This is a genomic window from Pantoea sp. CCBC3-3-1 (assembly GCF_007981265.1).
GTDB lineage: Bacteria > Pseudomonadota > Gammaproteobacteria > Enterobacterales > Enterobacteriaceae > Erwinia.
Map to the genome: position 1 here is coordinate 2788814 of NZ_CP034363.1, position 12295 is coordinate 2801108.

At 50.8% G+C, this 12295-nt stretch carries 15 protein-coding genes; 6 read left to right on the forward strand and 9 right to left on the reverse strand.

Features of this window, described 5'->3' with window-relative positions; genetic code table 11:
* Nucleotides 1-299 precede the first annotated feature (299 nt).
* The 4 genes from EHV07_RS13045 to EHV07_RS13060 all read right to left on the reverse strand — a co-directional run bounded on the left by EHV07_RS13045 (nt 300) and on the right by EHV07_RS13060 (nt 2988).
* The gene (locus EHV07_RS13045; protein WP_147198474.1) at nt 300-731 is read right to left on the reverse strand and encodes a hypothetical protein; all 432 of its coding nucleotides are present in this window, start codon (nt 729-731) and stop codon (nt 300-302) included.
* Nucleotides 732-1145: 414 nt separating this feature from the next.
* The gene (locus tag EHV07_RS13050) at nt 1146-1397 is read right to left on the reverse strand and encodes a hypothetical protein (protein WP_147198475.1); all 252 of its coding nucleotides are present in this window, start codon (nt 1395-1397) and stop codon (nt 1146-1148) included.
* Nucleotides 1398-1545: 148 nt separating this feature from the next.
* Nucleotides 1546-1797, reverse strand: a complete 252-nt coding sequence (gene ycgZ, locus EHV07_RS13055; RefSeq protein ID WP_147198476.1) for a regulatory protein YcgZ — start codon at nt 1795-1797, stop codon at nt 1546-1548.
* Between the two features lie 294 nt (nt 1798-2091).
* Complete coding sequence (locus tag EHV07_RS13060; RefSeq protein WP_147198477.1) at nt 2092-2988, reverse strand: manganese catalase family protein; 897 nt, start codon at nt 2986-2988, stop codon at nt 2092-2094.
* A 322-nt stretch (nt 2989-3310) separates the two neighbouring features.
* Here EHV07_RS13060 and EHV07_RS13065 point away from each other — a divergent pair, with 322 nt between their 5' ends.
* Nucleotides 3311-3508, forward strand: a complete 198-nt coding sequence (locus tag EHV07_RS13065; protein WP_147198478.1) for a hypothetical protein — start codon at nt 3311-3313, stop codon at nt 3506-3508.
* 20 nt (nt 3509-3528) lie between these two features.
* Here the strand turns inward: EHV07_RS13065 and EHV07_RS13070 are convergent, their stop codons facing one another.
* A complete protein-coding gene (locus tag EHV07_RS13070) occupies nt 3529-4299 on the reverse strand; it encodes a helix-turn-helix transcriptional regulator (protein ID WP_147198479.1) in 771 nt (256 codons plus the stop codon).
* Between the two features lie 222 nt (nt 4300-4521).
* Here EHV07_RS13070 and EHV07_RS13075 point away from each other — a divergent pair, with 222 nt between their 5' ends.
* Nucleotides 4522-5688 carry a YbfB/YjiJ family MFS transporter gene (locus EHV07_RS13075; protein ID WP_147198480.1) on the forward strand — a complete coding sequence of 389 codons (1167 nt, stop codon included), beginning with the start codon at nt 4522-4524 and terminating at the stop codon, nt 5686-5688.
* A gap of 33 nt (nt 5689-5721) precedes the next feature.
* On the opposite strand, the gene EHV07_RS13080 is transcribed toward EHV07_RS13075, so the two are convergent.
* Nucleotides 5722-6414 carry a DUF421 domain-containing protein gene (locus EHV07_RS13080; protein ID WP_147198481.1) on the reverse strand — a complete coding sequence of 231 codons (693 nt, stop codon included), beginning with the start codon at nt 6412-6414 and terminating at the stop codon, nt 5722-5724.
* Between the two features lie 404 nt (nt 6415-6818).
* On the opposite strand from EHV07_RS13080, the gene umuD reads away from it, so the two are divergent.
* Nucleotides 6819-7253: a translesion error-prone DNA polymerase V autoproteolytic subunit gene (umuD, locus tag EHV07_RS13085; RefSeq protein ID WP_147198482.1), complete on the forward strand. Its 435-nt coding sequence runs from the start codon at nt 6819-6821 to the stop codon at nt 7251-7253.
* Nucleotides 7237-8499, forward strand: a complete 1263-nt coding sequence (umuC, locus tag EHV07_RS13090; RefSeq protein WP_147198483.1) for a translesion error-prone DNA polymerase V subunit UmuC — start codon at nt 7237-7239, stop codon at nt 8497-8499. The genes umuD and umuC overlap by 17 nt, the downstream gene beginning before the upstream one ends.
* Before the next feature lies 1 nt (nt 8500).
* Here umuC and EHV07_RS24775 read toward each other — a convergent pair whose 3' ends face one another.
* Together EHV07_RS24775 and EHV07_RS24915 are read right to left on the reverse strand one after the other, a co-directional pair.
* Nucleotides 8501-8731: a hypothetical protein gene (locus EHV07_RS24775; RefSeq protein WP_371419691.1), complete on the reverse strand. Its 231-nt coding sequence runs from the start codon at nt 8729-8731 to the stop codon at nt 8501-8503.
* Complete coding sequence (locus EHV07_RS24915) at nt 8673-9044, reverse strand: hypothetical protein (protein WP_168199626.1); 372 nt, start codon at nt 9042-9044, stop codon at nt 8673-8675. Before EHV07_RS24915 ends, EHV07_RS24775 begins: the two co-directional genes overlap by 59 nt.
* Before the next feature lie 252 nt (nt 9045-9296).
* On the opposite strand from EHV07_RS24915, the gene EHV07_RS13105 reads away from it, so the two are divergent.
* Nucleotides 9297-9605, forward strand: a complete 309-nt coding sequence (locus EHV07_RS13105) for an EthD family reductase (RefSeq protein ID WP_147198486.1) — start codon at nt 9297-9299, stop codon at nt 9603-9605.
* 38 nt (nt 9606-9643) lie between these two features.
* Here EHV07_RS13105 and hemB read toward each other — a convergent pair whose 3' ends face one another.
* Complete coding sequence (gene hemB / locus EHV07_RS13110; protein WP_147198487.1) at nt 9644-10621, reverse strand: porphobilinogen synthase; 978 nt, start codon at nt 10619-10621, stop codon at nt 9644-9646.
* Nucleotides 10622-10877: 256 nt separating this feature from the next.
* Here hemB and EHV07_RS13115 point away from each other — a divergent pair, with 256 nt between their 5' ends.
* Entirely contained in the window at nt 10878-12227 is a 1350-nt protein-coding gene (locus EHV07_RS13115; protein WP_147198488.1) for a sodium:proton antiporter, read from the forward strand.
* Nucleotides 12228-12295 lie beyond the last annotated feature (68 nt).

Genomic DNA, 12295 nt, shown 5'->3' on the forward strand with positions numbered 1-12295 from the left:
CTCCATTCAGCACAGGTATCGGCGTCTCATCTGAAACCTTCATAGTTGGCGGCGGGTTTTATCAATTTTTTACATTTTTCCCTGCCTCAACGCGGGCAGCGGCTGCGGTAGCGTTGCTTCTGCTGTCAGATAAGGCCTCTTTTGTGACAGGTGTGACAGGAAGCCACTATGCGGTCGATGGCGGGCGGGTTCGCGATTAACACGCTGCCCTTTATGCTACGCGCTGAAATTAAGACGGAAGGCGTTTTCTCGCACGAGAGAATAATAAGCCACCTATCCATTAAGTGGCTTTATAATTATCAGGGTTTTTCCTGCTGCAAATAATCCGTCAGGAAATACTGCGCATTACCTTCACGTGACAGATTTTCACTGTAGTACACCGCGTAGCTTTCTTTCTCGCCGGGAAGATATACCTCGCCACCGCTGTAGCTGTTAACGATTAACACGACATATTTTTTACCCTCTACTTCTATTGAGTAATCCCGACGCTTGCCTTTTTTCTCAACGTTCGCCAGCTGGATTTTGCGGTTCCAGGGATGATCAATCTGGGTAATTTGCACCAGGGCTTTATGATCCTGCGGCGGCCCGTAACGCAGCGTCCAGACCTGCATGCCCTGCTCACCAGACCAGGCCTGAACGTTCTCCGCCACTTCGGGCCTCTCTGCGGCTGGCGCCACGTTGCTCCAGCAAAGCGCGCCTGCCAACACTATCCAGAAAATCTTCCGTAACATACCTTCTCCTTTAATATATATAGAATAGAATCCCTACAAGCTTATTACCTATACGCGCTTGCGGTTAACATTCCTGACGCGTGCAGAAAAACCGCTCGCTTAAAGAAAAACACAAGCTGATGGTAAAATAAATATTTTTTTTGAGAAACCCGAGACATCTTCCAAAATATTATCTGCGGATGACTAACGCACTTACAATTTCACATTATTTAATTAAGTAACAATGCGTCATTACAAACGTTCTAAAAACGGTGGTAATCTAACGGATGTAATATCACCATCAGGCTTATATTTATAAAGTGGCGGATAAACCGGAACGTGTTCGTGAAATAAATCACCGCTTCAGCGGCAGGCTTGCGAAAGGGGGGAATTCAGACAGCCTGCGAAGGCAGGGCAATGAAAACAGGATTTGGATCAGTGAAAAACGCTGTCGTCGTCGGCCGGGCGACGCGTAAATCCATCATGGGCGGAAACCTGGGTATTTCGCACTTCTCTGATAGCGGCCAGGCAGGCTTTGCGGCGGGCGTCATCGGGTTCTCTGGCGGCAAGGACTCTGAGCTGACGAAGTAGCGCCGTATTGTTAAGCGGACGCTGTTGTTCCAGAAGCGCAAGCGTCGCTTCTCCCAGCATAATGTCTCTTAACTTATCGGTGTCGTGATTGTCCATGAAGGCTTCTCTGGCTCGGTGGTACATAGTGTGTCAATCAGTCTTTCACTCGCGCTTCCTGTGCTGCTGATTACCGGCTCCTGAAAAGGAAAGCGGTTGACACATGCTATGGACAGTCAATATTCGGTACAGAACCAGCTTTCGTCACTTATGACTCACGTCCAAACAGCATAGCAATCAGTTCATGATGGTGTTGTTCAAGATGGGAATGTTTATCGTTTGACATTCGGCTCAGTAATCTGGCGCAGATCGACTGTCGGTTTACCGTCATACCCGATTTCAAAATCTCCATCACCACTTCACCCATTGTTTCCTGATGTGAAGGGACAGCCCGATCAGATACGCTAAAATAGAGGGAAACATCGCTCTCTGTTTTTGGATTGAAACTGTTCTGACGCATAAGTGATCCTTTTAAGCATGGGGGACGTTGCCCGAAGGGGATGAAAACACCTTTCCTGTACAGCTTTCATAACTGTGTACAGTATCATAAAAATTTGCGCAGTTTTTTTTGTGCAAAAAATGCTTTTTCTGGCAACTTTGTGACGCGTTTGCTCACAAAATTAACGGTAAGACGCTGATTATTAGCGAAGGGGTGGATAAAAGGCGGGTTTTGTACAGGTAGCCGATAGCTGTACAACTTTTCTTAATAACAGCATCGGTCTAAAAGGCGGCCACGGGCCGCCATCAGCAGAGGTCAGCTTTTCGGCTTGTTCTTTTCAATTTCAATCGGTGGCACTGAGCCTAAATCGGTTCCGGTGACCGGGTTCAGACTCGGGTCGGAAGCGGTTCTTAAAGCCAGGCTATCCAGATTCGCTTTCTGCTCTTCCGGCAGGCCGATGCTTGCCAGACCGTCTCCGCCATCTACCGCAGGTTGCGGATCGGCGACATAGGTAAAGTTCTCGTCAGAATTCCAGCTGCCGCGTACTTCCCCGCCTTCTGACATGTTGTAATAGACGTTGGCGTACTTCTCGATTGGCGGCAGTTTGCCCGGCGGGAAGTTATTACGGATAGAATACAGCGCTTTCTCAAACGACATCTGGTGCGCGACTTCACGCGTCATCAAAAAGCCCAGCGCATCCTTAACACCCGGATCATCAGTCATATTAATCAGGCGCTCATACAAAATTTTGGCGCGGGCTTCAGCGGCGATGTTTGAACGTAAATCGGCAGTCACTTCGCCAATAGTATCAATATAGGCCGCCGTCCACGGCACGCCACCAGAGTTAGTCAGTGCCGGACCGCCACCATACAGCAGCGAAGTCAGATGGCTGTCATTCCCTTTACCGGTGATAGAGCGGTACAGCTCACCCTCTTCCTCAGTACCTTCGGCCAGATCGCCTTTTGCGCCTTTATTGAGCATCCCTACCATCGTGCCGATGATTTCGAGGTGGCTCAACTCCTCAGTCGCGATGTCCATCAGCATATCTTTGCGGCCGGCATCTTCATCGGCCAGTCCCTGCGTAAAATAGCGACAGGCGGCGGCAAGTTCTCCTTGAGGCCCACCAAACTGTTCCAGAAGCAGATTAGCTAATCCCGGATTTGGGGCCGCGACGCGAACGGTATATTGCAGTTGTTTTACGTGTCTGAACATAGCTCACTCCAGTGTATAAAAAAAACGAACAATGGGCTGACAGAATCGTCATGCCGTTAAAATAAAATAATAATTACGCTTACTATTTTTACTTTAACAGCCGGATATTTAGCAGGATAGAATGTCAATCCCGTTAAGCTTAGTTGTCTTTCTTAATATCACGACAAAAAGAAACGCATAATGGATGAATTAAGAATCCTCCTGGTCAGGGCTTTTAACGGAAATAACGCAAAAAATAATTTATTACATTAGTCAATTGCGCTGTGAGCGCTGACTTATCGCTATTTTCTTCTGACAGTTTCCTTAAATAATCCTGTTAAAGATGGAACTGGATGAATTTAATGGTTTACAACAGAAAGGAAATATCGCTACGGCGCAGCGTTGTCTCGCCTGGCTGCTGACAAGAACGGGCATCACCTCGCCGATTGTCGGCAACCGCACCGAAAAGCCTTGCAGGACGATCTGGCAGCGGGCGGTCTGCTACTGCCCCCGGTTGCGAGCATCCGCTGTGGAAAAATAGCGGTGACCGCGCACCATTATTTATTGCTCATTCATATAGCAAATCAGATACGTGTCTGGCGCGTTTTCGATTTGTAGCGAGCTGTAGGTGTAGGGACTAATCTCGCCGTTTTTATCAACGATCGCTTTTTTACCCGTTCCCATTTTCCCGACTTCATGATAATTCCACATTTTAGTGAACTCCTCACTTCTGGCCATCAGATCCTCAATAACAGATTCAAACTTTTCCGGCCTGCTGCTGGAGGCATAATAAGCCCGAAATGACGCCAGAGTATGTTTGGCCGCTTTTTCCCAGTCATGGATCCTTTGCTTATATTCCTCGCTAATAAACATCAGCTTAAGGGAATTCCTGTCGGCCACCGGCACTAATGACCAGTTAAAGATGTTATCTTCCGTGGCTTTATTCCAGTAAAGCAAATCCATATTTTCGTGGCGGACAAAAGCAGGATAAGGATTAAGCGCGTCCACCATCCTTTTGATTTCCGGCTGCAATTCTGCCGGTTTGTTTTCACTTACGTCACCGCCAAAAACAATAGCGGTCAGGTATTCCTGCTCAACGTTCGACAGCTGAAGCACCCTGCCAATGCGTTTTAACGCCGCGGGCGAAATACGAATCGATCTCCCCTGCTCAAGCCACGTGTACCAGCTTACGCTGACCGCAGCCAGCTGAGCGACCTCTTCGCGCCGCAGTCCTTTGACGCGCCGGTTGAGCGCGCTAAAACCGTAATCCTCAGGGTTTAGCTTCGAGCGGTGTTTGAGCAGGAAGCTTTTGACATCTTCGTTTTTCATCATTCTGTTCCTGGGTGTGACCTGTAGTCATAGGATAATCCACCCTATTTTTGCGTTAAAACTTTAGCAGTAGAATGGCGGTATTGATAAATGAGTTCAATAAAAGATTAAGGCTGAAATAACATTAATTATCTGGCGACTGATATTTTATTCGCCTGCTTTAGCGAGTTGTTTTTCCTTAACCAAAATTTTAGCAACAGAATAATTTTCATTACAGGGCAAAAAATGTCGCCGTTAAAAAAGAGTATTATCACTATGCTTACCGGTCTGCTGACGCTGGTGGCCGTTATGGGGATTGGCCGTTTTTCGCTGACCCCGCAAATTCCGCTGATGATGCATGATGGCTATCTGTCGCTGTCGACGGCGGGCATTCTGGCAGCAATGAATTATGTCGGCTATCTGCTTGGTGCTGTTCACGTCAGCCGCCTGCAAAAAAACCATGCGCTCTACCTTAAAGCGGGGATTGCCGCTACGGTACTGGTCACGCTGCTTTCCGGGATGACGTCGCAGTTTGCTTTGCAGTGCCTGTATCGTTTTATCTCTGGCGTAGGTGGCGCATGGGCGTTGATTATCGTGACGTCATGGACTCAGCATAATCTTGCCGCGCATTCTCCCCGGCTTTCAGCGGCGGTATTTACCGGCCCGGGCGTGGGTATTGCACTGACCGGCGTGCTGGCCTGGGTGATGTCTGCCCATCATCTGGATTCAGCCCATAGCTGGACTGTTTATGGCGCGGTGGCGCTGGTGGTTAGCCTGGCTATCTGCCGTTATTTACCGGCGGAGTTTACCGCTGTCCGCCCCGGTGCAGGAAAAAATGAACCGATCGGTGGCGAGCTGAAAAAGCTGGTGCTTATCTATACGCTGGCGGGTTTTGGCTACATTTTGCCTGCCACGTTCCTGTCGCAGATGGCCCATGCGGTATTACCTAATCCCAACCTGGCGGCATTTTTCTGGCCGCTGTTCGGTCTCTCTGCCGTGGCGGGCGTCCTGCTGGTGATTCTGTTTTCAGGCCGGTTTAATACTCAGGCAAGCCTCGCTTTTGCGATGATTTTGCAGGGCGCGGGCGTGGCGGCAGCGGTCGCTTTTCCGGGGGCATGGGGGCTGCTCTTTTCAACTCTGCTTACCGGGCTCGGTTTCCTGTCCATCATGCAGCTCACCATGAAGTTTGCCCGTGAGATTTCGTCAATTTCCGTTTCCCGTACCGTGGGGCTGTTAACGTCGGGCTACGCAACCGGACAGCTGATCGGCCCGCTGATCTCCTCCGCCAGCGTCTGGTTTTTTGGTTCGCTGCAACCGGCCATTATCATTGCGGCTATGGGCCTTGTTGCAGGGGGAAGCGCGGTCATGACCCTTAACCGGCAGAAAGTCCGGGCCGCGGCACAAGGACGGTAAGAGCGTCGACGGCCAGAACATGGATGGTGCCCTTCAGCGTGAACGCTGTGTTGCCAGCGCTTTTGACCACCGTTCACGCTGGCACCTTGGGCAGACCAGCCGCTGTTGCGCGTTTAATCGCTGAGTCAGCCCGCAGTGGTTACAGGCGTATAATGCTTCCTCCGGCACTATGACAAAATCCTGTCGGTGCTCCGGCGGGAGCACCGACAGGCCCGGGCGGACAGCATCGCGATCGTAATAGTAGATGCTGATGTCGCCATCCAGCTCAATCAGCGCCAGGCGAATTTGTCCAAGGTGCTCCACGCCTTCCTGACGCAGCTCCATAAAAAACTCATCTTCAGAAATGTTCAGCCCGTCGAGACTGTCGAGTTTGTACAAGCCGTTCTGAATCAGCGTAATCACCTGGCCTTCAATGAGTTTTGAAAAGCGGGCGCTGCGTGCGGTCAGAAACGTGGTCAGCCGATACAGCACCAGCAAGACAACAAACACCATGGTAACGGGCAGAACAGGTACATCATCATAGAAGGTGACATCACCCGATGCCGATCCCAGCGTCAGCACAATGACCAGTTCAAAAAGTGACAGCTGGCGGATACCCCGCCTGCCGGAGACTTTCAGGAAGATAAAAACGATCAGGTAAGCGAAAAAAACGCGCGCCGCGACTTCTATCAAAAAAGTCAGTTCGAGGTCATTAAGCAGAAAGCGATGCCAGTCAAAGGAAGACATAATTGCAGGATTATCCCGGGAAAATGAAGCGCTAAAATTTATCAGCAATTTTTATCATTGTACGACAGTTTATACGGCAAAAAACGTGCGCCAGAATAAATAGTGCCTTTCTGACGCTATTTTCAGCCGTTCATTGCACGCTTAATACGCATTCACGCTTCGCGTCTGTTGAGATAAATTGATAGTTCAGGCGTGCGGTGTTCTGCGTTTTGCTAATACCGTTGGCGTTAAGTCAGATTATTTCCCTGTTTTTAGACCGCTTAAAAAAAGAACCTCTCACCGCACAAAAATAACTAAATTTCCAGTGACTTCAAGCGCTTCGTGGAATTTTCACCTCAATGTCTTGATTGATGTGCGCATTCAACGATACTGTATATATACACAGTTAATTTGGATATTTTCTTATGCAGCCGATCCGTCCTGCTGAATTTATGGAAGAAATTCCTCTGCCGCTTTTTATTGAGCGCGTCTCCTGCGGCTTTCCAAGCCCTGCACAGGACTACGTTGAAGAGAGGCTGGATCTTAATAAAATGGTGATCCGTCATCCCAGCGCAACCTATTTTTTAAAGGTGAGCGGTGATTCAATGATTGAGGCAGGCATTGGCGATGGCGATTTATTAATCGTCGATCGTTCACTGTCTGCGGATCATGGCGATATTGTTGTCGCCGCCGTGGCGGGTGAATTTACCGTCAAAGAACTGCGCACCCGCCCTCTTCTCCAGCTGGTGCCGCATAATCGCCACTATTCGCCGATTATTTTTCACAGCGAAGAGGAACTGGAGATTTTCGGCGTTGTGACTTTCATCTTAAAAGCCACTAAAAATGTTCGCGCTGGTTGATGTCAACAGTTTCTATACCTCCTGCGAGACTGTTTTCAGGCCGGATTTAAAGGGCAAACCCATCGTGGTCGTTTCAAATAATGACGGCTGCATTATTTCACGCTCCGCAGAGGCGAAGCGGCTGGGAATAAACATGGGTGAGCCCTATTTCAAAATAAAAGAGGCGTTGAAACAGCGTCAGGTGCAGGTCTTCAGCTCCAATTATACGCTTTACGCCGATATGAGTTATCGGGTGATGTCGATTTTGACAGAGATGGCGCCCGCAATGGAAATGTATTCGATCGATGAAGCTTTTATTAACTTATCCGGCGTGAGCAACTGCGTTTCCCTTGAGGCTTTCGGGCGGGAAATCCGCCAGCAGATCCTGAAACAGACCGGACTGACCGTTGGCGTGGGTATCGCACCCACCAAAACGCTGGCCAAGCTGGCTAACTATGCCGCGAAAAAATGGTCGGCAACCGGGGGCGTTGTCGATCTGTCCAACGTTGAACGGCAGCGTAAGTTAATGGCGCTGGTTCCCGTTGAGGAGGTCTGGGGTGTGGGCCGGCGCATCAGTAAAAAGCTTAACCAAATGGGCATAGAAAAAGCCCTGCATCTGGCCGAATGTTCCAGCTGGGTTGTCCGCAAACATTTCAATGTGGTGCTGGAAAGAACCGCGCGGGAGCTGCGCGGCGAACCCTGCCTGGCGCTGGAAGAGTTTGCGCCGACTAAACAACAAATTGTCTGTAGCCGCTCTTTCGGGCACCGCATCACGGCTTATGCAGATATGCATCAGGCGGTCTGCACTTACGCCGAACGGGCAGCCGAAAAGCTGCGCGGCGAACATCAGTATTGCCGCTTTATCAGCGTCTTTATCCGCACCAGCCCGCATGACGATAACGCCTCTGGCTATAACAATCAGGCCTCCGGCAAACTGCTGTTACCCTCAAATGACACGCGCGACATTATCCGCGTGGCGATCGACGCACTGGATCGCATCTGGCTCGAAGGCGAACGCTATATGAAAGCTGGCGTGATGCTGAGTGACTTTTACAGCGATGGCGTGGCGCAGCTGGACCTGTTCGACGAATCCCGCGTGCAGCCAAACAGCGAAGCCTTAATGAAGGTCATTGACCAGCTGAATCAGTCGGGAAAAGGCAAAGTCTGGTTTGCAGGCCAGGGTATTCAAAAGTCCTGGGTGATGAAGCGAGAAATGTTATCCCCCGCATATACCACGCGTTATGCGGACTTGCCGATCGTCAAATAGCCTAGGGCGCTAAGGGAGCCTTCGTTGATAATAGCGCGGCGATGGCGGCCTTATCGCTGTTACATTTATCCAGTGCCAGATGAAGACGAGCCACATAATCTGGATAATCTCCCCAGCGCTGTACGTCAAACCGTGGCACCGGACAGGGAGTCAGCAGCGCTGCCGGAATAAAATCATTGGGGCAGGCGCGGAGCGGCACTGAGGGCTTCTCGCTGCAAGCGGATAACATCATCAGGCACAGACTCAGCAGCACAGGCGTCGTGCTGTAATAGCGTGCGTAGCTGCTTGCGAATAACATCGCTCTCTTTCTCCAGTTGCTGTTGTTGTAAATTTTGCGCTATCAGGACGCCAGACAGCCGGTCCAGCTGCGTCGCCAGTTCATTGATACGCTTAGCATAAGCGCCGTTTTGTTCTTTCAGCGATTGATTATGTTGTTGTAGCTGCTGCTGCATATTAAGTTGATGGCGTAGCCATAACCCACCGCTTATAAGGCAACATAACAGAACGACAATGCCGCCTGTACGAAGCCAGGATAATAAAAACACGCTTCCTCCGGTATTAACCTCATTGCCGAAAGCAATATATCACCACGCGGATAATAACAGGATTGCAATTATTGAATCAGAAGCGGGAAGAATTAGATGCTGCCGTGAAAAATATTACCTTAAATAAATTAGTACCCTTACTTTTCGTGTTAAAATCACCACTCAAAGTGTTAATAAAAACAATATCATTGCTATTATAATGTTGTTTGCAAGCGTAAGAAATGAATAAACAAAAACTAAAGAGGGCATATTTTGATTAAATATAGCGTGATGTACCCCAATACAGAAAATGGCCACTTTGACCATGATTACTACCGTGACGTTCATCTGCCATTGATAAAAGAGCGGATGGGAGACGCGCTGGTTTCTTATTCCATTGAGAAAAATATTGTCACGCCGGAAGGTGACCCTGCACCCTGGATTGCAGCCTGTCATCTGTTTTGTCATTCAGTGAGTGATTTACAGAAAGGAATGGCAGGTCATATTGAGGAGATCGTGGGGGATGTAGCGAACTTCACGAATATTCAGTCGGTGAAATGGATTGCTGATGTCGTGGTGTAGGCGGTAAAAAGAGGCGGGCAAGTCCCGCCTCAACGCATTTATAGCAGGTTCTTTTCAGCCAGCTCAAGAGCATAGTAGGTAAAGATCAGATCGGCACCCGCGCGCTTAATGGCGCCAAGGCTTTCCAGCACCACATCCTGTTCGTTGATTGCGCCCGCCTGCGCAGCAAATTTCAGCATCGCGTATTCACCGCTCACCTGATAGGCGGCCAGAGGCAGTTCGCTGCGCTCGCGCACGTCGCGGATAATGTCCAGGTAAGCGCCAGCCGGTTTGACCATCAGCGCATCTGCCCCTTCGGCCTGATCGATCAGGGATTCACGGATCGCTTCACGACGGTTCATCGGGTTCATCTGGTAGGTTTTGCGATCGCCTTTCAGCGAGGTTCCCGCCGCTTCACGGAACGGGCCGTAGAAGGAAGAAGCAAACTTGGTGGAGTAAGACATAATAGCGGTATCGGTAAAGCCCGCTTCATCCAGCGCACGGCGGATTGCCCCTACCTGCCCGTCCATCGCGGCCGATGGCGCGATAAAGTCAGCACCTGCTCGCGCGGCGGCAACGGCCTGACGGCCAAGGTTGACGAGGGTTGCATCGTTATCCACACCCTGTTCATGCAGCACGCCACAGTGTCCGTGCGTGGTGTATTCACAGAAACAGGTATCGGACATCACGATCATTTCCGGCACGGTCTCTTTGCAGATGCGTGACATCCGGGAGACCAGTCCATTTTCCTGCCAGGTATCGCTGCCATCCGCATCGGTATGATGGGAAATACCGAAGGTCATTACCGAGCGGATACCCGCTTTGGCAATACGCTCGATTTCATACGCCAGCCGCTTTTCCGGGATACGCATAACGCCAGGCATCGCCTGGATAGGTTTGTAATCATCAAGACCTTCCTCAACAAAGATCGGCAGCGCCAGATCGTTAATGCTGAGTGAGGATTCCTGAAACAGCGAGCGGAAGGATGGAGTCTGACGCAGACGTCTTGGGCGATGGGCAGGTGAATAAATGGACAAAACAACCTCGATTTAGCGGATAACCGCTGGCGAAGAGAAAACGGCCAGCGAGAAAAAATGAGTCTGTTAACAGTATACCTCTGAACGCTTTCTGACAATGATTGCGATAATTCTTAGCCACTAACGGCACAGATTGCCTGGTTTCACAACGCCTCTGCCCTGCACATTTTCCCAAAAATATGCCTTTTCAAGCAGATATCCTGCTGTGACCTTATTTAGCGTCCATAATTAAGCCTTAAACACCAGAGGAGTAGAAATGGGCTTTCTTGGCTGGACCGCCGCAACTGGCGGATTATTACTGTTAATGACGCTGGCATCGGGCTGGATCAAACGTGGCCCGGTGACGGCTTTTGCGCTTTATCTGGCCGCTGGCGTGCTGTGTGGCCCGTGGGTACTGAATCTGTTACAGGTTGATATTGCGGCTCACGCCGAGCTGACCGCTCACCTGACTGAAATTGCCATGGCGGCGTCACTGTTTATTACCGGCCTGAAGCTGCGCCTGCCTTTATCACATCAGGGCTGGCGCATTGGCTTACGGTTAGCGTTTCCTGGCATGCTGCTAACCGTTGGTGGAATGACGCTGGCAGCACATTATCTGGCGGGCCTTTCCTGGCCAATGGCTTTAGCGTTCAGCGCCATCGTTGCGCCAACCGATCCGGTATTGGCCAGCCTGATCTCGGTTAATGATGCCAGCGATAATGACAACTTGCGGGTGTCGCTCTCCAGCGAAGCGGGCATGAACGACGGCAGCGCGCTGCCGCTCCTGATGCTGGCAGTGATGCTGCTGACCGGCCATGAAGAACTGTCGCTGAATATGTTCGGCCACTGGGCGCTGGTGGATGTGCTGTGGGCAATTGCAGGCGGTATGGGCATTGGCTTTGTGCTGGGCCGTTTCGTCGGTCAGTATGCGACTCACCTGCGCCATACGCATCAGGATGTCGCACCTAATGATTTTCTGGCGCTGGCCCTGATTGCCTTGAGCTATGCCGCAGCTCAGGCGCTGGACGCTTCCGGCTTCCTCGCGGCCTTTGCTGCGGGCGTGGGCCTGCGCCGGGCAGAAATGCGGGTTATCAGCCGCCAGCCTGCTGATGACTTTTCCGACAGTGAACACCGGCCACCCGCCGAGGTGTTGGTAAATCCCCATATTCGCCACTCGGCTGGCGAAACCAATCCTGCCAGTTCGGTGGGACTGGTGGTAGGTGACGCACTGTCATTCGGCGATACCGTAGAGCGTCTGTTCGCCGCAGGTATTATCATTGTGCTTGGCATTACGCTGGCCCAACACTGGGATCTTGCCGGGCTACTGATGGCGGGCCTGCTATTTCTGGTGATCCGCCCTGCGGCGGTATTTATCGGTACCACCGGTATTAAAGCGCCCTGGCAGCAAAAGCTAATTATTGGCTGGTTGGGTATTCGCGGTATCGGCAGTATCAACTATATCGCCTGGGCCTATACCCACGGCCTGGCGGGAGAAGAAGCCACGCATATGGCGAATATGGCTATTACGCTGATCGTTGCCAGCGTGGTGCTGCACGGTATGACGGTCACGCCGCTGCTCAACTGGCGACAGGCAAAAGCGGCAGCCAGAGAGCGTAAAAAAGAATAAGCGTGCTAAATCAACCGGTCGCGCAACCGTTGCCCGCCTGAAAGCGATATTTCGGATTTATGCTAGCC